11 protein-coding genes are annotated in these 18,927 nt (G+C 68.9%); 8 read left to right on the forward strand and 3 right to left on the reverse strand.

Annotated elements, in window-relative coordinates:
• Window positions 1-27 precede the first annotated feature (27 nt).
• Entirely contained in the window at window positions 28-1,116 is a 1,089-nt protein-coding gene (locus AC1DMQ_RS21660; RefSeq protein ID WP_477035606.1) for a tyrosine-protein phosphatase, read from the reverse strand.
• A 64-nt stretch (window positions 1,117-1,180) separates the two neighbouring features.
• A complete protein-coding gene (locus AC1DMQ_RS21665; protein WP_477035607.1) occupies window positions 1,181-3,472 on the reverse strand; it encodes a TonB-dependent receptor in 2,292 nt (763 codons plus the stop codon).
• A 245-nt stretch (window positions 3,473-3,717) separates the two neighbouring features.
• Between AC1DMQ_RS21665 and AC1DMQ_RS21670 the strand changes: the two genes are divergently transcribed.
• The 6 genes from AC1DMQ_RS21670 (at window position 3,718) to AC1DMQ_RS21695 (ending at window position 14,412) form a co-directional block, all read left to right on the forward strand.
• Window positions 3,718-4,917 carry a TetR/AcrR family transcriptional regulator gene (locus AC1DMQ_RS21670; protein ID WP_477035608.1) on the forward strand — a complete coding sequence of 400 codons (1,200 nt, stop codon included), beginning with the start codon at window positions 3,718-3,720 and terminating at the stop codon, window positions 4,915-4,917.
• A 75-nt stretch (window positions 4,918-4,992) separates the two neighbouring features.
• Window positions 4,993-6,765: a Ca2+-dependent phosphoinositide-specific phospholipase C gene (locus AC1DMQ_RS21675; protein WP_477035609.1), complete on the forward strand. Its 1,773-nt coding sequence runs from the start codon at window positions 4,993-4,995 to the stop codon at window positions 6,763-6,765.
• A gap of 149 nt (window positions 6,766-6,914) precedes the next feature.
• Window positions 6,915-9,692, forward strand: coding sequence for a TonB-dependent receptor (locus AC1DMQ_RS21680; RefSeq protein WP_477035610.1), 2,778 nt, complete (start codon window positions 6,915-6,917; stop codon window positions 9,690-9,692).
• Window positions 9,693-9,774: 82 nt separating this feature from the next.
• A complete protein-coding gene (locus AC1DMQ_RS21685; protein WP_477035611.1) occupies window positions 9,775-10,290 on the forward strand; it encodes an RNA polymerase sigma factor in 516 nt (171 codons plus the stop codon).
• 56 nt (window positions 10,291-10,346) lie between these two features.
• Window positions 10,347-11,342 carry a FecR family protein gene (locus AC1DMQ_RS21690; protein WP_477035612.1) on the forward strand — a complete coding sequence of 332 codons (996 nt, stop codon included), beginning with the start codon at window positions 10,347-10,349 and terminating at the stop codon, window positions 11,340-11,342.
• 88 nt (window positions 11,343-11,430) lie between these two features.
• Window positions 11,431-14,412, forward strand: a complete 2,982-nt coding sequence (locus AC1DMQ_RS21695) for a TonB-dependent receptor (protein WP_477035613.1) — start codon at window positions 11,431-11,433, stop codon at window positions 14,410-14,412.
• Between the two features lie 12 nt (window positions 14,413-14,424).
• On the opposite strand, the gene AC1DMQ_RS21700 is transcribed toward AC1DMQ_RS21695, so the two are convergent.
• A complete protein-coding gene (locus tag AC1DMQ_RS21700; RefSeq protein WP_477035614.1) occupies window positions 14,425-14,991 on the reverse strand; it encodes a hypothetical protein in 567 nt (188 codons plus the stop codon).
• Window positions 14,992-15,179: 188 nt separating this feature from the next.
• Here AC1DMQ_RS21700 and AC1DMQ_RS21705 point away from each other — a divergent pair, with 188 nt between their 5' ends.
• Together AC1DMQ_RS21705 and AC1DMQ_RS21710 are read left to right on the forward strand one after the other, a co-directional pair.
• Window positions 15,180-17,888, forward strand: coding sequence for a TonB-dependent receptor (locus AC1DMQ_RS21705; RefSeq protein WP_477035615.1), 2,709 nt, complete (start codon window positions 15,180-15,182; stop codon window positions 17,886-17,888).
• 81 nt (window positions 17,889-17,969) lie between these two features.
• Window positions 17,970-18,863 carry a metallophosphoesterase gene (locus tag AC1DMQ_RS21710; protein WP_477035616.1) on the forward strand — a complete coding sequence of 298 codons (894 nt, stop codon included), beginning with the start codon at window positions 17,970-17,972 and terminating at the stop codon, window positions 18,861-18,863.
• Window positions 18,864-18,927 lie beyond the last annotated feature (64 nt).

Consider the following 18,927-nt stretch of genomic DNA (forward strand, 5'->3'; position numbering starts at 1 on the left):
GCCCGAAGACCGCCTCGCTGTTCAGTTTCAGACCAGATAGGCCTTCCGCATGGCCGCGATCTTCTTGTCGGTCATTCCGAACTTGGCCTTGGTCAGGGCGACGGGGCCGCCGTACTTGGCGTCGACGGCGGCCAGGGCCGAGCGCATCACGCCGGGGTCCGAACCCATCATCACGTCCAGGACCTCGGGCGGCATGCGGGCGAAGGCCTGCAGCTGCTCGGCGGTCATCCCGCCCATCCTGGCGCCGGAAGCCGACGCCATCTGCGCCTTGTACATCGACGGCGGCGTGTAGACCTGGGTCAGGGCGTAGTCGGCCACGATGGTTTCGCGCGGCACGCCCAGCACCGACAGCACCAGGGCCGTCCCCATGCCCGTACGGTCCTTGCCGGCGCTGCAGTTGAAGGCCAGCGGCGCCTTGCCGGCGGCGAGCCGCGCGAAGAGTTCCGTGTAGTGCGGCGTCAGGATGTCCAGGAAGCCGACATAGGCCTGGGCGAAACCCTGGATCGCCTGCTCACGGGTCTGCATCTTGGCCAGGCCGCCCAGCGACATGTCCATGTTGTAGTCGATGGCGATCACCTCGACGCCGTCCACCTTGAGGAACGGTGTCGGCTCGGCGTTGCGCTCCTGCGGGCTGCGCAGGTCGCAGATCACCGAGACGCCCAGCTGGGACAGATAGGTCATGTCGGCGAGGGTCAGGCCGGCCATCACGCCCGAGCGATAGATCTTGCCCCAGCGCACCTGCCGGCCGTCGGTCGTGCGGTAGCCGCCGATGTCGCGGAAGTTACGGCCGCCTTCCAGCGGCAGGAGCCGCTCGGCCACGCGGGTCTGCTGGCCGCCCTTGGTCTCGATCAGGAAATAGGGGCGCGGCGAGACGGCCGCCGGCAGGTCGGCGCCGCCCGCGACGGCCGTCTTCACCCGGCTCATGGCTTGGCGCGGCGCGTCGGGATTGCCCGATTGGTAGATCGAGACGGGCTCCTTGACGTCCCAGTCCAGGCGGACGCTCTGGGGCGAAAGGCGGCTGGCCTTGCCCTCCAGCGGGGTGGCGGCGAAGGCGGCCGGGGCGGCGGCCAGGGCTCCATTGGCGACGGCCGCCAGGAGGAAGGTACGACGATCCATGAGGTCGCTCCAAAATGACGGCCGGGCGAGGCCAAGCCCCGCCCGGCTCTGGCTTCTATGCAGGCTAGAACTTGACGTTGAGCTCGACGCCGTAGGTGCGCGGCTCGTTGTAGATGCCGTAGGTTCCCAGGGCCGCGTTGGTGTTGCGGTAGAACACGTGGCTCTCGTCGAGCAGGTTGCGCGACCACAGCGACAACTGCAGGGCCGGGCTGCCCTCGGCCAACTGGATGTCGGTCAGGGCCAGGCGGCCGTTGACGATGAAGGAGTCGTCGCTGAGCGTCGGGTCCGTGGTGCTGGTGTACTGGCCGTCGGCGTAGTTGCCGTCCAGGTGGGCCAGCAGGGTCGCGCCGAAGGCCGGATGCTCGTAGTCGGCAGCCACGCTGTAGGCGTTCTTGGGCGTGAACAGCGGATAGATCGTCGACTGGGTGTTGGTGAACGGGTTGAAGGCCTTGGACAACGTCGCCTTGGTGTAGGCGTAGCTGCCCGACAGGGTCAGCCCCTCGACCAGGACCAGCGCGAAATCGGCCTCGAAGCCTTTGGTCTTGCCGGTGGCGGCGTTGGTGGTTTCCAGCGTGCCGCGGTTGTTGTTGAGGATCAGGACGTTGAAATCGACCTGGGCGTCCTTGATGTCGCCGGTATAGGCCGCGACGTTGAAGCGGGCCCGACGATCCCAGAACTCGCTCTTGGCGCCGACCTCGAACATCGACACCTTTTCCGGGTCGAAGGCGCGATAGGTCAGCGAGCGCGAATTGGCGCCGCCGGCCTTGTAGCCCGTGCTCCAGCGGCCATAAACGTTGACGTCCGGCGTGACCTCGTAGGCCAGGGTGACCAGCGGGTCGAAGTGGCTCCAGGACTCGTCGAGCGGGATGATCCCGACGACCGTCTGCTTGTTGGCGTCGACATAGCTGGGCAGAGCGCCGTTGACGATGTCCAGCGAACCCGTCCGCTCGTCCTTGGTCAAGCGGCCGCCGACCGTGACATGGGCCTTGTCGTCCAGGATCGGCGGGTTCCACACCGCCTGGCCGAACACGCCGTAGCTGGTGGTCTGGGCTTGGCTGACACGGTCGAAGGGATAGGTGTTCAGGTCCAGCGACAGGGTCGTGTAGCCCGTGCCCGTGGCGTTCCACTGCAGGGAGTTGGGCGTCTGGGCGTTGTCGTCGACGTTCTCGCGGTAATAGAAGGCGCCGGCCACGTATTCGAGGCGCGAGGTGCTGCCAATCGCCTGGAATTCCTGGCTGAACTGGTCCTGGTGGACCTGGGCCAGGCTGTAGCGGGCGAAGGGCGCGTTGGGCGCGAAGACCGACAGCGCCGCGGCGCCGTTGTCGTACTGGCCCTGCTTGAGGTCGCGGTACGAGCTGATCGACTTCAGCTCCAGATTATCCGACAGCTTCCAGCTGAGGTTCAGGCGATGGCCCCAGGTGAACCCTTCGCTGAGCCGCAGCGGCACGCCGACATTGGCGCGCTCGGCGCGGTCGGGCTGGGTCGGCGCCAGCGGCGCCAGGGCCAGGCTGCCCTTCTTCAGCAGCTGGACGTAGTACGGCGTCGAGGCGTCGTAGGAGTCATCGAAGGCGTAGTCGGCGCTGAAGTTGTCGGTCGGACGCCACATCGCCTCGATCTGGAAGCCGCGCTTCTCGTCGGAATTGAAGTCCGGCTGGCCCGAGGTGGTCGGATTGGTCACCGTGCCGTCGCGCTTGCTCAGCAGCGCGTCGATCTTGACGCTGACCTCGTGGAAGCTGGGCAGGTCGATATGGGTTTCGGCCTTGTAGCCGTCGTAGTTGCCGTAGCCGAGCGTGGTGTTCATGCCGAACACGCCCGACGGGGCCTTGGTGACGATGCTGACGGCGCCGCCCTCGGTGTTGCGGCCGAACAGCGTGCCTTGCGGGCCCTTCAACACCTCGATGCGCTCGACATCGTACAGGGCCGAGCCCAGGCCCTGGGCGCGGCCCAGATAGACGCCGTTGATATAGACGCCGACCGCCTGGTCGCGGGCCGGCTGGTTGGCGTCGCCCGAGGCGCCGATGCCGCGCATGCCGATCGTCAGGGCCGACTTGCGGGCGAAGAATGGGGCCACGCGCAGCGAGGGAATGGCGCCGTCGCCCAGGTCGGCGATCGACTGGACGTGACGGGCCTTCAGCGCCTGGCTGTCCATCGCCGAGATGGCGATCGGGGTGTCCTGCAGGTTGGTCTTGCGCTTCTGCGCGGTGACCACGACCTCGTCCAGGCTGGTCGCGGCCTCGGGCGCCACGCCTTCGTTCACGGGCGCGTCGGCCGCATGGGCCTGGCCGCCCAGCACCAGCATCGCCGTGCTCGCCAGCAGACCGGCGCGCAGCGCCGCCTTGTGAAATTGCCGTCCCATGTCACACCCCGAATTCTGTTTCCGACCAGGCGTTGAAGCCGAGGGCGTGCCTAGGCTCGGCATGTGACTTTGGAACGAATGTTATGTAGCAGCTTTATGAAGGTCGTTGATCGACAAGGCCGCACTTGCGCCCGCCTCGCGGCCTGCGAGAATAAGGGATGGTTGCTCGCTCTTCCCTCTCGGCCCTGACGCCCGATACCGCGAAACGTCCGCTCCCGGCCGATGAGGACAGCCGTCGCGACCGGATGATCCAGGCCGCCGCCCAACTGGTGTCCCAGCAGGGAATCGCCGCCGCGTCCGCCAGGTCGGTCGCCGCCGCTATCGGAGCGGCCCCCAGCGCCGTCAATTACAACTTCGGCGGTATGGAACAGTTGTTATCATTGGCGTTCGAGCATGGCGCCGCTCAGACAGCGACCTGGCTGCAAGCCCGCGCCCATGAGATCCAAGCCTTGCCGGCCACGCCGGACGGCGCCGCCCAGGCCCTGGTCCACGTGCTGACCGAATGGACCACCGACGCGCGGTCGCTGGCCTTGCTGTACCAGGAGAGCCTGGCCGCCGGCGCGGGAACGGGGGCCGCCGCCGGTTGGACCCGGCTGTGGCGGGACTTCTGGTCGGCCGCGGCGGCGACCCTCGACCTGGATCCCACCGAAGGGCGGCTGCTGCACGTGTTCTTCGAGTCCGAGGCGCTCTACCACCTTTCGACCTGGTCGCCGGCGCTCGAAAGATCGGTGCTGGCGGAGACCTGCGATCATTTCGCCGCGACCTGGCTCGGCGCGCCGCCACGCGCGGAACGCGGCGCGCTGGTCCTGGCCGAACGGTCGGCCGGCGCCCGCGCGCACGGCTCGGTGGCGCCCGCCGCCCTGCGGATCGCCGAGGCCGCCGCCGAGKTCGTGGAGGATCGGGGACTCAGCGGCCTGACCCATCGCGCCGTGGCCGCGCGGGCCGGCGTGACCACCGGATCGGTCACCCACCATTTCCGCTCCATCGAGGACCTCGTCGCCGGGGCCATTCGCGGCCAGGTCCAGGTCCTGACCCAGGAAACCATCGCCCAAGGCGGCTTCGTCACGCCGCAGGAGGACGACAACCTGACCGTGGAGCGCCTGTTCGAAGCGATGCGGTTCCATTCCATCGCCGAAAGGCCGGCCAGTCCGGTCCTGCGCCGGCGTCGCCTGTTCCTGGCCGCGATCCGGCGACCGGACCTGGCGGGGGCCGGCGCCGTGATCCGCTACTCGCATGGCGGCACGGTCCGTGACTCCCTGGACCGGCTGTTCGTCCTCGCGCCGAGCGACCTGGTGCTCAATTCGGGCGTGCTGTCGCGGCTGCTCTCGGCGATCTGGTTCGCCTGCGCGGCGGACGACGCGCCGCTGCGCTCGCGCGAGGCGCTGATGGACCGGATCGAAGCGCGCTTCCTCGGCGGCCTGACTTCCGTCGCGCGCGCCACCTGACGACGCCGTCGGCGAGGCTCTGAAGAAGTTGTCACAACTCTTCTCTAGCCCTCCGGGATTCCACGGAGGAATCCCATGCTCGGCCTGCCGCTTTCCGTCCTGCTCGCCTTCGCGCCCGCCGGCGCCGCCCAACCGCTGAAGATGAACGACATCGCCGCCGTCGGCACGCACAACAGCTACAAGCTGGCCGTGCCCGTCGACGAGATGGCGGCCATGGTCGCGGCCGCCGGCCAGGCGCCCCTGGGTCTCGACTACGGCCATCGCCCTCTGAACGAGGCGCTGGACCTGGGCGCGCGGCAGCTGGAGATCGACGTGGTGCGCGATCCGCAAGGCGGCCGCTTCGCCAGGCCGATGACCGCGCTGGGCGGCGGGATCGTCCCCTCGCCCGCCTTCGCCAAGGCCATGGCCCAGCCGGGCTACAAGGTCATGCACATGCCCGACGTCGACTTCCGCTCGTCGTGCCTGACCTTCGTCCAGTGCCTGACGGTCGTGCGGACCTGGTCCAAGGCTCACCCCGAGCACGCGCCGATCCTGATCCTGATCAACGCCAAGGAGGGTCCGGCCAGCCTGCCCGGCGGCGCGTCGGCCCTGCCCTATGACGAGAAGGCGTTCGACGCGCTCGACGCCGAGGTCCGCTCGGTGTTCTCCGAGGCCGAACTGATCACCCCCGACCAGGTGCGGGGCGGCAAGCCCACCCTGCGCGAGGCGGTGCTGGCCGGTGGCTGGCCGACCCTGGACCAGGCGCGCGGCAAGGTGTTCATCGCGTTGGACGAGAGCCCCGAGAAGGTGGCGATGTATCGCGGCGCCCGCAAATCGCTGGAAGGCCGGGCCATGTTCGTCAACACCGACGAGACCTCGCCGGCCGCCGCCTATCTGACCCTCAACGATCCCGTAGGCCAGCACGAGCGCATCGCCGCCGCCGTCCGCGCCGGCTTCATCGTGCGCACCCGGGCCGACGCCGACACCTGGCAAGCACGGCGGAACGACGTCTCGCAACGCACCGCCGCCCTGACCAGCGGGGCGCAATACGTCTCGACCGACTACATGGCGGCCGATCCGCGCTTCGCCGGCGGCTACACGGTGCGGCTGACCGGCGGCGCGGTGGCGGTCTGCAATCCGGTGCGGGCCGCCGAGCGCTGCCCCAGCGGTCCGCTGGAGGCCCTGCTCGGCGCGCCGGCCGAGGGCTATCTGGCCCCCGCCGCGCGGCCCGACCTGACCAGGATCCTGGCCGCCCCGCCCGCCGTCGGCTCGCCCCGCGCCGTGGCCGACGCCGCCATCTTCGACCAGAGCCGGTCGCTGAAGGACAGTCCGCGCTGGAAGCTGGCCACCTCGGATGTCGACGGCTCGGTGTTCGACCACTTCGCCGACGCCCTGGGCGTGCGCCTCACCCCGGCCCAGGCCCCGATCCTGGCCGCCCTGCTCGACCGGGCCGGCGAGGATCGCTCCGTGGTCGGCGTGGCCAAGACGCACTGGTCGACCCGCCGCCCCTATCTCGACAAGAAGGACGCGCCGATCTGCGAGGCCAAGTCCGATCACCTGGCCGGCAATCCGGACTATCCGTCCGGCCACTCCGCCCACGGCATGCACGTGGCGATGATCCTGGCCGAACTGGCGCCCAGCCGCGCCGACGCCCTCTACGCCCGCGGCCGGGAATACGCCGAGAGCCGCTGGATCTGCGGCTCGCACAGCGTCAGCGCCGCCGAGGCCGGCATCCAGTCGGGCGCGGTGATCTATGCCGCCGAGCACGTCTCGCCCTTCTTCCAGCAGGACATGGAGGCCGCCCGCGCCGAGGTCGACGCAGCCCTCGCCCCAGTCCCCGCCAAGGCCCCGGCGGCGGTCCGGCCGTGAAGGTTTCGTGAAATCCGCACGGCGCCGCTGAGGGGGCGAGCGGGGCCGTCGTTGATCGGTTCGGAGGGGCGCGCGCGCCGGGTTCAGGCCCGACGCGCGACGACCGTCGGAACCCTGACGATCCGCGGAGATCAACGAAGATGCATCGAATGAACGCCCAGAGCCGGCGGACCGCCCTGCTGCTGTCCACCGTCGCCGTGGCCGCCCTGGCGGCCGGCGTCGCCCAGGCCCAAACCACGCCCGCTGACGCCACCCAGGTCGAAGAGATCGTCGTCACGGGCTCGTTCACCAACAGCCTGAAGGACGCCCTGCTGCTGAAGCGCAACGCCGACGGCGTCAGCGACGCGGTCTCGGCCTCGGACATCGGCAACTTCCCGGCCGTCAACGTCGCCGAAGCGCTTCAGCGCGTGCCCGGCGTGTCGATCTCGCGCGAAGCCGGCGAAGGCCAGTTCGTCAGCGTCCGCGGCCTGGGCCCCAACTTCCAGGCGGTGACCCTGAACGGCTCGCCGATCGCCTATAACGAAAACATCCGCAACTCCGACCAGAGCGGCCGCCAGTTCCAGTTCCGCGTCATCCCCGCCGACCTGATCTCGGCGATCGTCGTGGCCAAGACCCCGACCCCGGACATGATCGACGGCGGCATCGGCTCGAACATCGACATCCGCCTGGCCAGCGCCCTGAACACCGACCCGTTCGTCTCGGCCCGCGTCTTCAGCCACTATGAGAACCGCACCGAGGAGCCCACCCCGAACGCCTCGCTGTCGGGCGCCTGGCGCAACGCCGAAGGCACCTTCGGCGTGGTCGGCGGCATTTCGTACCAGACCCGCGACGTGCAGTTCGATCGCGTCCAGAGCTTCGGCTACACCAAGCGCGTGATCGACGGCCAGACCGTCAACGTGGCCAACGACCTCACCCTGACGCTCGAGCACGAGGAGCGTCGCCGCCTCAGCGCCATGGGCGGCCTGCAGTGGAAGCCGAACGACAACCTGTCGGTCACGCTCGACACGCTGTACTCGAACTTCAAGAACAAGATCGACGAGAACCGGATCGGCTTCGAGTGGGGCGGCCGCGCCGACTTCGCCGCCCGCCTGGTCCCCGGCAGCGCCGTGATCAAGAACGGCGTCCTGTACGGCGGCACGATCAACGGCGGCCGCATCAGCCGCAACGCCGAGTTCTCCGAGCAGAACCACGAGAACATCTTCGTCAAGCTGGCGGCCGACTACGCGGTGGGCGGCTGGACGTTCAAGCCGTCGATCAGCCACTCCGAAGCCATCAGCGGCCTGGACACCCCGCTGCAGCGCCTGGAGAGCCGCACGGCCGACAACGCCCCGGGCCTGACCTACAGCTTCGCCTACGGCGACGATCCGGTCGGCGATCTGTCGGTGGAAAAGGTCAACACCAACCTGAACCTGCTGAGCCCGACCTCGACCGCCTTCTCCAGCTACCGCATCCGGCCGACCAATTCGAAGGACAAGGACACCACGGGCCTGTTCGACCTGGCGCGCACGCTGGACTTCGGCAACGACGCCTTCCGCCTCGGCGAACTGCGGGTCGGCGGCCAGTACACCGACCGCAGCCGCGACTACCAGCGCCGCGACCGCGTGATGACGATCCGTCCGGGCGTGGTCATCGACGCGAACTTCATGGACTACCGCCTGAACTCGAACGTCTTCGACAAGACGATCGAAAACGGCATCGGCCCGTGGCTGAGCTTCAACCGCGCCCGCTTCATGGACGCCTATGTCGTGCCCAACGGCGAATACAACGGCACGGCCCCGCAGTCCGACGACCTGGTCGCCACCGGCGCCGACATGCAGCAGTCCTACTATGTCGGCGAGGAAGTGCGGGCCCTGTACGGCCGCGCCGACTTCGAAAGCCTGCTGGGCGGCAAGTCGATCTCGGGCAATTTCGGCGTCCGCTGGGTGTCGACCGACACCACCGTCAAGGGCACCCTGCTGACCGCAACGACCGGCGCCGGCGGCGCGGTGACCACGGTGATCACGCCCAAGACCTTCGAGGGCTCGTACGACAAGTTCCTGCCCAGCCTGAACGTCAAGGTCGAGCTGAACGACGGCCTGCTGCTGCGCCTGGCCGCCTCGCGCAGCCTGACGCGTCCGTCGCTGGCCGACCTGCGCACGGCCACCGTGCCCAACAGCTCGCTGATCTCGGACGTCTACGAGCGCGGTCAGCTGGCCCTCGACCAGGCCTCGGCCAGCGCCAAGGTCGGCGTCGGCGGCAATCCGGAGCTGATGCCCTACACCTCGACCAATTTCGACGCCTCGCTGGAATGGTACTTCAGCAAGTTCGGCGGGATCTCGGTCGCGGCGTTCCACAAGGACATCAGCGACTTCATCGGCGCCATCGCCCGTCCCGAGACGGTGGTGTTCTCCACCCGCACCGGCCAGACCCTGACCTCGGACCTGCTGATCACCCGGCCGCAGAACATCGGCGACGCCAAGATCTCGGGCGTCGAGTTCGGCGCGTCCTACAAGCTGGACTTCGGTCTGGGCCTGGCCGCCTCGGCCACGTTCACCGACAGCGAGGGCGAGATCCAGACCGCCGCCGGCACGACCAAGGCCAAGCTGCAGGGTGTCTCCGACACCAGCTACTCGATCAGCCCCTTCTTCGAGAAGGGCCCGTTCGAAATCCACTTCAGCTACACCTTCCGCTCGGAATTCGCGGCCAACGGCAACATCAGCCCCGGGTCGAACGCGGTGACCGATCCGAACGCCGCCATCATGGCCGACGGCTTCGGCACCTGGGACGTCGGCGCCTCCTGGAAGCTCAACAAGCAATTCCAGGTCTTCATGGAAGGCACCAACATCACCGACCAGCGCCAGGGCGTGTACCAGGGCAACGAGAACCAGCTGTTCCAGATCCACGAATACGGCCCCAGCTACAACTTCGGACTGCGAGCGAGCTTCTGATCCGTTCGATCGACATAATCACGGCCCGCGCCCCCTCCTTCACCGGAGGGGGCGTTTCCGCGCGCCTGGGCGGGCCGTGCTGATGACCCCGCATTCCACCGACGTCACCAAGCTGCGGGCCGAACTGGTGGGGTACCTGCAGCGGCGCGGCCAGCCTCTGGACGACGCCGAGGACCTGGTCCAGGAGGCCTTCGCCCGCTTCCATAGGGCGGGCCACCGGGCCGGCGACATCGACGCCCGCCCCCTGCTGTTCGTCATTTCCAAGAACCTGCTCAAGGACCAGTGGAAGGCGACCAACCGCGAACGCGCACGGATCGCCTGGCTGGACGCCGACGCCGTGACGGCCGCCTGGGAGACCGCGCCCAGCGACGCCCCCGCCGCCGACCGCCATTCGATCGCCCGCCAGGACCTGGCCGGCGTCGCCGAGGCGATCCGGGCCCTGCCGCCCCGCTGCCGCGACGCTTTCCTGCTGCACCGTTTCGAGGACCTGAGCTATCGACAGATCGCCGAACGCCTGGGTGTTTCGGTCAGCATGGTCGAAAAACATCTCGCCGAGGCGCTCCGACGGCTGAAAGCCGCGCGGGAGGACCTGAGGTAATGCGTGCCCCGATCGTTGAGAAAACAAGTCCCTTCCCGGAAGGCCGCCCCTTCGACATGCTCGACCGTCTTGTCCGCCTCTTCGAACGTCAGCCGCGAACGGCGGAGGACTGGGTCGTGCGCCTGGGCCGGCCCGACGTCTCGCCCCGCGATCTGGACGCGTTCGAGACCTGGCTGGACGCCGATCCGCGCCGCCTGGAGGACTACAGCACCCTGAAGGCCGCGGCCCGCGAAAGCCAGGCCCTGCGCGCCGAGTTCGTCGGCGACCTGAACATGATCCCGCGCGCCGCCAAGGCCCGCCGCCGTCCGCGCGCCGCCTGGCTGGTCCCGACCGTCGGCGGCTTGGCCGCCGCCGCCCTGGTGATCGCCGTCTGGCCGGCCGGGGATCCGATGGCCGGTGCGACGACCTACCAGACCGCCGTCGGCGAAATCCGCGAGATCGTGCTGGCCGACGGCTCGCACGTGACCCTGGACACCGCCACCACCCTGCGCGCGCACCTGGACGGCCCGGTGCGCCGGATCGCGCTGGACAAGGGAACCGCCTATTTCGCCGTCGCCCACGACAAGGCCCATCCGTTCCAGGTGGCCCTGGCCGATCGTCAGGTGATCGTCACCGGCACCCACTTCACCACCGGCCTGCGCGGCGACCAGGCGCGGGTGGCGGTGCTGGAAGGCAGCGTGGCCGTCAGCCGCGCTCGCCCCGACCAGGCCGACGCCCTGCGCGACGCCGCGCGCCTGAAGCCGGGCGACCAGGTCTCGTACCGGGCCGGCGCGCCGCTGGTGCGCGAGGCCCGCGTCGATCCGGCCCAGGCCGCCGCCTGGCGCGAGCATCGACTGATCTTCCAGGACGCCGCCCTGGCCGACGTCGTCGCCGAGCTGTCGCGCTACACCCAGACCCGGATCCGGATCGCCGATCCGGCCCTGGGCCGTCGCCGCGTCACCGCCATCTTCCCGCTGGACGGCGCCGACTCCGTGATCGCCCGCGCCGACCGCCTGCTGCCGATCGGCGTGACCCGCACCGGTCCCGGCGAGGTGACGATCGAGGCGCGCTGACGGCTCCATCGCGGCCCGGCATCGCAAGTCTGTCATCAAGCCGCGATACCAAGCCCCCAGGTGCGCAGGGGGCTCCGTTCGTCGTCACATGCCGTCTCGTCGCGCGCTCGCCGTCATCGCAGCCGCCGGCGTTCCGCTGGTCGTCGCCGCGTCGCCCGCCGGCGCCGCCCCCGCCTTCCACATCCCCGCCCAGGACGCCCGCACCGGCCTGATGGCGCTGTGTCTGAAAGGCGGCTGCGCCTTCGCCTTCGTGGTCGAGCCGGGCCGCGCCTATCGCACCAACCCGGTCGACGGCGTCATGCCCTGGCAGACGGCCGTGCAACGGATGCTGGCCGGGACCGGGCTGCGCCACGAGATCATCGACCAGCGCTCGGTCCGGGTCTGGGCCGAGGCCCTTCCCGCACCTTCCGCGCCGCGTCCCGCGCCCGCCGATCCGGACCCCACCCAGGTCGAGGCCGTGACCGTGACGGCCAGCTTCTCCGACGGCATCGAGGCCTCGCTGATCGCCAAGCGGCGGGCCAACGCGATCATCGATTCCGTCTGGGCCGGCCGGATGGGCGAACTGCCGGCCGCCAACCTGGCCGAGGCCCTGCAGCGCGTGCCCGGCGTGGCCATCGAGCGCGAGGTCGGCGAAGGCCAGTTCGTCAGCGTCCGGGGCCTGGGGCCCCTCTTCCAGTCGGTGACCCTGAACGGCGCGCCGGTGGCCTTCAACGAGAACATCCGCAACTCCACCCAGAGCGGCCGGCAGTTCCGCTTCCGGGCCCTGTCGGCCGACCTGCTGGCGGGGGCGGTGCTGGCCAAGTCGCCGACCGCCGACCTGATCGACGGCGGCATCGGCTCCAATATCGACATCCGCACGGTGCGCGGCCTGGACGGCCCGGCGTATCTGTCGGCGCGGCTTGACGGCCATATCGAGGAACGCTCGGGCGTGGTCTCGCCGGACCTGGCGCTGTCGGGCCGCTGGCGGCGGAACGACGGAGCATTAGGCGTGGTCGGCGGCGTCTCCACCGAGACCCGCGAGGTGCGCTACGACCGCTTCCAGATCCAGCGCTGGCGCGACATCCAGATCGGCGGCCGCGCGATGCTGACGCCCAACGACCTGCGCACCACGGTCGAGCGCGAGAAACGCCGCCGCGCCACGGCCTTCGCGGGCCTGGAGTGGCGGCCGGCGGCGGACACCACGGTCGAGCTGAACGCCCTGGCCTCGCGCTTCGACAACACCATCCGCGAGGACCGGATCGTCTACGAGGTGGGCGACCGGGCCGCGACCGCCGCCCTGGATCCGTCCAGCCTGGTGGTCACCGACGGGGTGATGACCGCCGCGCGGCTGACGGCCGGCCAGCTCAGCAACAACACCGAGATCTCGGACCAGGCCCATGACAGCCTCTCGCTGAACCTGTCGGCCCAGACCCGGATGGGCGCCTGGAGCCTGTCGCCCCGGATCAGCTGGTCGCGCGCCCGCTCAGGCCTGGACACGCCGCTGCAGCGGATCGCGGCGGAGTCACCCGAGGGCGTCGCCTATCGTTTCGACCTGGGCCCGGACCTGGTGGAGGATCGCCACGTGCCCGTCCTGGACACCAGCTTCGACCTGACCGATCCACGCGCCCTGACCTATTCGCGCTATGGCGTGCGGGCGACCAATGTCGAGGATCACGACCGGACCGCCCTGCTGGCCGGCCAGCGGCCGGTCGACGTCGATCTCGGACCCTTGCGCTTCGAGCGCCTCGACCTCGGCGCCCAGTTCAGCGACCGGGGCCGCGACTATCAGCGGCGCGACCGTGAGGCAGTCCTGCGGCCCGGCGCGGTGGTCACGCCCGACTTCTTCGACGTCCGCACGCCGGGCGACGTTTTCGGCGGGTTGATCGCCGCGCGCACAGGCCCCTGGACGGCCGTGGACTTCCCCGCCTTCCGCGCCGCCTTCGTCCTGCCCGGCGAGGCCGACACGGTGATCGTCCAGGCCGAGGACCTGCGTCCGACCGGCGCGGACCTGCAGAACTCCTACGAGGTCGGCGAACAGATCTCGGCCGTCTATGGCCGCCTGGACTTCGCCACCGCCGTCGCCGGGCGGGCGGCCTCGGGCAATCTGGGCCTGCGGGTCAGCCGCACCCGAACGCGGGTCGAGGGCTCGCTGCTGGGCGTCTCCCCGGCGGGCGTGCTGGAGGTGCATCCGGTCGAGCACGGCGGGGCCTATCTGGTCGCCCTGCCCAGCGCAAACCTCGCCATCGAGCTTGACCCATCCTGGCGCCTGCGCCTGGCCGCCTCGCGCAGCATCACCCGCCCATCGCTGGCCGATCTCCGCTCGGCCACGATCCCGGCCAGCAGCCTGGTCTCCACCCTCTACGAGCGCGGCCAGGCCGAGGTCGACCATCCCTCGCCCGACACCCTGTTCAGCGGCGTCGGCGGCAATCCCGATCTGAAGCCCTACATCTCGACCAATCTCGACGCCTCGCTGGAGCGCGAGTTCGCCGATTTCGGCGGCTTCAGCCTGGCGGTGTTCCACAAGACCATCGACGACTACATCACCCAGACCTCCAGCCCCGAGCGCCTGGCCTTCGCCACCCGCGCCGGCCCGCCGGTGTCGGCCACGGTGATGATGGCCCGGCCGCGCAACACCGGCCGCGCCGAGGTGTCGGGCGTGGAGATCGCCTTCAGCCGACGCTTCCCGGGCGGGCTGGGCGTGTGGACCAGCGCCACCCTGATCGACGCCGAGACCCGCAACCGCGCCACCGGCGAGCGTACGCGCCTGAACGGCGTCTCCCACCTCTCCTACTCGGTCAGTCCGTTCGTCGAGCGCGGCCGGCTGCACGCCCACCTCTCCTGGACCTGGCGCTCGTCGTTCGGCTCGGAGGCCGACATGCAGGGCGGCGGGGTGTCCAGCTTCGTGGTCGCCGACGCGGGTTATCTGGATGTCGCGGGCTCGTACGACCTGGGCCGGTCGATGGCGGTCTTTGTCGAGGCCAGCAACCTGACCGACACCACCGAAGCGGCCTTCGAGGGACGACCGGGACGCCCCCTGCAGATCGGCCGCGCCGGCCGCGCCTTCGGCCTGGGCTTCAGGGTGCGGATGTAGCCGCGACGAGCCTCACGCTTGCAAGGTAGGCGGCCGGATCTCGTCCTTGTCGTGGTGCATCCGAACACCCTCCGCGAGCCGCCGTTTGAGGCGCTCCTGGTCGTTCTTGAAGTTCGTCAGGAAGGTGATGTAGGTCGGATGCGTCCCCAGCCGCGTGGCGACCTCGATCTGCCGGTCGATCGCTTCGACCTCGCGGGCGACCCGCTCGTCCTCGCCGTTGGCGAACGTCCTGTTCCGCCAGTACTGAATGATGTGGAAACAGTCGTGGAACAGCGTGTGCGCGCGAACCGCGCGGTCGGTGTTCGCCAGGAACTCATTGGCTTCCCAATAGAAGATCCGGTCGTCCTCGTCACAGCAGGGGCGATCCATGCTGTAGCCGTTGACCTTGATCACCCCCTCGAAGAAGACGATCTTTTCCAAGGCGTTGAACGTGGCCCGCTGCTCGTTCGTCCAGGCCGTGGCGTTGATGAGACGCGCGACCTCCGTCAGGCCGCCGAGAAGTCCATTCCGATCCATGACGAAGGGCGGCGCCTCTCCGACCAGGAATTCGACGGACACGGCCTTGTCCAGGATGGTCACGGTTTCCGGCATGAGATCGTCCTGCGCGTTGCACGCCTCAGTAGCAACGGATCACCGGGCGCGTCAGCCGCACGCGGCTGTCAAAAACACTTCACATAAAACCCGGTCCCCGAACGCGCGGCCCGAAACTCTCCCCTCCCGACGGCGCCTCGGGATGGTCCCCGAAGGCGATCGATCGGGGATAGACCATGCGCACTCTCGCGAAATCCAAATGGATGACCACCACCATGCTGGCGACGGGCCTGCTGGCCGTCGCCGCCGGCCAGGCCCTGGCCGCTGACGCCGCGCCGGCCCAGCCCGGCGTCGACGAAGTCGAGACGATCGTCGTCACCGGCTTCCGCGGCAGCCTGGCCCACGCCCGCGACCTGAAGCGCGACGCGGTCGGCGCCACCGACGTCATCGTCTCCGAGGACATCGCCGCCTTCCCCGACCTCAACCTGGCAGAATCGCTGCAGCGCGTGCCCGGCGTGACCATCTCGCGCGACTCCGGCGAAGGTCGCCAGATCACCCTGCGCGGCCTCGGCCCCGACTTCACCCGCACCCAGCTGAACGGCATGGAAGTGCTGGGCAACACCGCCTCGGGCATGGACAACCGCGGCGGCGTCAGCCGGACCCGCAGCTTCGACTACAGCCTGTTCGCCTCGGAACTGTTCAACCGCGTCACCGTGCAGAAGTCGCTGGCGGCCGAACAGGACGAAGGCGGCATCGGCGGCACCGTCCTGCTGGATACGGCCAAGCCGTTCGATTACCAGGGCTTCAAGGCCGTGCTGTCGGCCAAGGCCCAACAGAACAGCAACGCCGACGACCATGTCACGCCGCGCGTGGTCGGCCTGATCTCCAACCGCTGGGGCGACTTCGGGGCCCTGGCCTCGGTGGCCTACGGCGTCAACGACTCCAACGAGTTCGGCTATCGCAGCTTCAACTGGGGCAAGATCCGCGCCAACCCCGCCAACATCGGCGCGGGCGTCAGCGCCGCCGACGCGGCCAAGCTGACGGCCGCCACCCCGACCATCTTCGCCCCGCAGGCCGACACCTATTCCACCTGGTACGACCGCCGCAAACGCCTGGGCGCCACCCTGTCGCTGCAGTACGAGCCCGGCGACAAGTTGAAACTCGGCTTCGACGCCCTGTACAGCCAGCTGGAGAACAGCCGCCAGAACTTCTCCCTGGCCACCTCGGGCATCAACAGCCTGACCGGCAACATCACCGGCACCCAGGTGATGCAGACCGCCGTGATCCAGGGCGACAGCCTGGTGGCCTCCAGCTACACCGGCGTCGACCTGCGCAGCGAGTTCAACCGCGAGGAAGACAAGACCAAGTTCTACCAAACCGCCCTGAACGGCTCGTATCAGGCGACCGACAAGCTGCTGCTCAAGGGCCTGGTCGGCTATTCGAAGTCGACCTACAGCCTGCCGGTCTTCGACAAGGTGTTCCTGGAATCCAAGAACCACGCCTTCAGCTTCGACGACCGTCCCGAAATGCCGGTCAACACCTATGACGCCGGCCTCACCGACCCCAGCAAGTGGGACCTGATGCGGATGGACACCCAGGAGAACCGCATCTCCTCGGAATACACCAACGCCCAGTTCGACGCCGTCTTCGCCGCCAACGAGACCTCCACCTTCAAGGGCGGGGTCGAGTACAAGAAGTTCGTCAACAGCGGCGCTCAGTGGGGCGACAAGCAGTTCCGGAACGTCCCGGCCAACATCGACATCCCCGACAACCTCAAGCTGACGGTGCCGTTCAAGACGCTGGGCGGCTACGTCGTCGGCGATGTCGACCAAGTCTACGCCCTGATCGGCCAGGTTCGCGACCTGCAGGCCGCCGGCGCCAAGTACGCCACCCCCGGCACCAACTTCACGGTGACCGAGGAAACCCAGGCCGCCTACCTGCAGTACGACCTGAACACCACGATCCTGGGCAAGGGCGTGCGGGCCAACGCCGGCCTGCGCTACTACTCCACCGACCTGACCTCGGAAGGCATGCTGAACACCGGAACCAGCCTCCAGCCGGTGTCGATCAAGCACAAGTACGACGGCGTGCTGCCGGCCCTGAACGTCGCCGTGGACATCAACGACGGCATGGTGGCCCGCTTCAGCGCCAACCGCGACATCAGCCGCCCGGCCCTGGGCGACCTCGCCGCCGCCGGCTCGCTGACCACCGCTCCCTTCGGCGGCACGATCAGCACCGGCAACCCGAACCTGACGCCGTTCACCTCGGACTCGATGGAGGGCTCGCTGGAGTTCTACGACGGCCGCGTCGGGTTCTTCTCGGTCGGCGTCTTCTATAAGAAGCTGAAGTCGTTCATCACCACCCAGACGACCATCATGCCCTATTCGCAGACGGGCTTCCCGCTGTCGTTCCTGCTGCCCGGCCAGGACGGTTCGATCCTCTACAACGTGGGCCGTCCGGTGAACGGGCCGGGCGCCGACATCCAGGGCCTGGAGATGGCGTTCCAGCGTGACTTCGACTTCCTGCCGGCCCCGTTCGACCACCTGGGCGTCGTGGCCAACGGCACCTATGCCGACGGCTCCTCGCCGGTCCTGATCAGCGGGACCTGGGTCACCCTGCCCTTGATCAACCTGTCGAAGTACAGCGCCAACGCCACGATCTACTACGAGACCGACACCTGGGGCATGCGCCTCTCCAGCGCCTACCGCGACAAGTACCTGACCGGCGCTGGCGGCAACGGCAACATCGGCGACGGCGTCAAGGCGACCAACAACATCGACTTCGCCGCCCACTACAACGTCATGCCGAGGCTGAAGCTGACGCTGGAGGGCATCAACCTCTCCAACCAGCACTCGATCCAGTACACCGACGTGACGGCCCAGCGCACGACCGTGAACACCAGCAGCGGTCGGACCATCCTGATCGGCGCGACCTACGAGTTCTAGGTCCGTCGACGGAGGACCCGTCCGGCGCGTCGCCCCCTGCGCGCCGGACGGGATTTTCGCATCCAGACATCGGAGGCCGCCTTGGCCCGATCCCTTCTCGACCGGCGCGCCTTCCTGGCCTCGGCCTTGGCTCTGTCGACGTCCCCCGCCCTCGCCGCTTCCAGGCTTCTGCGGGTCGGCGCCATCGCCGACTGTCAGTATACGGATCAGGACGACAACGGCGCGCGGATGTACCGCCGCTCGCCGGGCAAGCTGCGGGCCGCCGTCGACCACTTCAACAGCCTGGACCTGGACCACGTGGTCCACCTGGGCGACTTCATCGACAAGGGCTGGGCCAGTTTCGACGCCCAGCAGCCGACGCTCGACGCCCTGCGCCATCCCTGGCGGTTCGTGCTGGGCAATCACGACTTCTCGGTCGACGACGACAAGAAGGCCCTGGTCGCCGCCCGCCTGGGCATGCCGGCCCGCTACTACAGTTTCGAGACCCGGGGCTGGGTGTTCCTGGCCCTCGACGGCAACGACCTCAGCGAATACGGCTGGCCGGCCGGCAGCCCCGAACTGGCGCTGAGCCAGCGTCTGCACCGCGAACGCTTTCCCGGCGCGCCCGACTGGGACGGCGGGATCGGCGAGACCCAGCTGAAATGGATCGACCAGACCCTGGCCGACGCCGAGCGCCGAAGCCTGAAGGCCGCGCTCTACTGCCACTTCCCGATCTTCCCGGAGAACCCTCACAACCTGTGGAACGCCGCCGAGGTGACCGACCTGGTCGTTCGCCATCGCGCCGCCAAGGTCTGGATCAACGGCCACAACCACGACGGCAACTACGGCGAGACCGCCGGGCTGCACTGCGTGAACCTGAAGGGCATGCTGGACACCGAGGAGACCGCCTATGCGGTGCTCGATTTCCACGCCGATCACCTCCAGCTGACCGGATTTGGCCGACAACCCAACCTGCGGCTGAAGCTGCGTCGCTAGAGGCGAAGCTTCAAATAACTGACATGCGATCCGGCTAGGAGACGCACCGGGCGTAACGTGATGA

It is taken from the genome of Caulobacter sp. 05L422 (assembly GCF_056397765.1).

What these genes read in the sequence shown, in the direction of transcription:
- AC1DMQ_RS21675 (WP_477035609.1), top strand. Translation starts at nt 4,993, where the DNA reads ATGCTCGGCCTGCCGCTTTCCGTCCTGCTCGCCTTCGCGCCCGCCGGC.
- AC1DMQ_RS21665 (WP_477035607.1), bottom strand. Translation starts at nt 3,472, where the DNA reads ATGGGACGGCAATTTCACAAGGCGGCGCTGCGCGCCGGTCTGCTGGCG.
- AC1DMQ_RS21660 (WP_477035606.1), bottom strand. Translation starts at nt 1,116, where the DNA reads ATGGATCGTCGTACCTTCCTCCTGGCGGCCGTCGCCAATGGAGCCCTG.
- AC1DMQ_RS21695 (WP_477035613.1), top strand. Translation starts at nt 11,431, where the DNA reads ATGCCGTCTCGTCGCGCGCTCGCCGTCATCGCAGCCGCCGGCGTTCCG.
- AC1DMQ_RS21680 (WP_477035610.1), top strand. Translation starts at nt 6,915, where the DNA reads ATGAACGCCCAGAGCCGGCGGACCGCCCTGCTGCTGTCCACCGTCGCC.
- AC1DMQ_RS21705 (WP_477035615.1), top strand. Translation starts at nt 15,180, where the DNA reads ATGCGCACTCTCGCGAAATCCAAATGGATGACCACCACCATGCTGGCG.
- AC1DMQ_RS21685 (WP_477035611.1), top strand. Translation starts at nt 9,775, where the DNA reads ATGACCCCGCATTCCACCGACGTCACCAAGCTGCGGGCCGAACTGGTG.
- AC1DMQ_RS21690 (WP_477035612.1), top strand. Translation starts at nt 10,347, where the DNA reads ATGCTCGACCGTCTTGTCCGCCTCTTCGAACGTCAGCCGCGAACGGCG.